The organism is Skermanella aerolata KACC 11604, from assembly GCF_000936425.1.
GTDB classification, from domain to species: Bacteria; Pseudomonadota; Alphaproteobacteria; order Azospirillales; family Azospirillaceae; genus Skermanella; species Skermanella aerolata.
Genome location: NZ_AVFK01000211.1, coordinates 1 through 461 on the forward strand (window position 1 = coordinate 1; position 461 = coordinate 461).

General features: G+C 52.5%; 1 rRNA gene. It reads left to right on the forward strand.

The annotated features are described in order from the left end of the window. Positions 1–461: ribosomal RNA gene (locus N826_RS39255) — 16S ribosomal RNA — on the forward strand; the annotation flags it as partial.

A 461-nucleotide genomic window follows, 5' to 3' on the forward strand; every position in this document is an offset into this window, starting at 1 on the left:
TAATTCGATGCAACGCGAAGAACCTTACCTACTCTTGACATCCAGAGAACTTTCCAGAGATGGATTGGTGCCTTCGGGAACTCTGAGACAGGTGCTGCATGGCTGTCGTCAGCTCGTGTTGTGAAATGTTGGGTTAAGTCCCGCAACGAGCGCAACCCTTATCCTTTGTTGCCAGCGGTTCGGCCGGGAACTCAAAGGAGACTGCCAGTGATAAACTGGAGGAAGGTGGGGATGACGTCAAGTCATCATGGCCCTTACGAGTAGGGCTACACACGTGCTACAATGGCGTATACAAAGAGAAGCGACCTCGCGAGAGCAAGCGGACCTCATAAAGTACGTCGTAGTCCGGATTGGAGTCTGCAACTCGACTCCATGAAGTCGGAATCGCTAGTAATCGTAGATCAGAATGCTACGGTGAATACGTTCCCGGGCCTTGTACACACCGCCCGTCACACCATGGG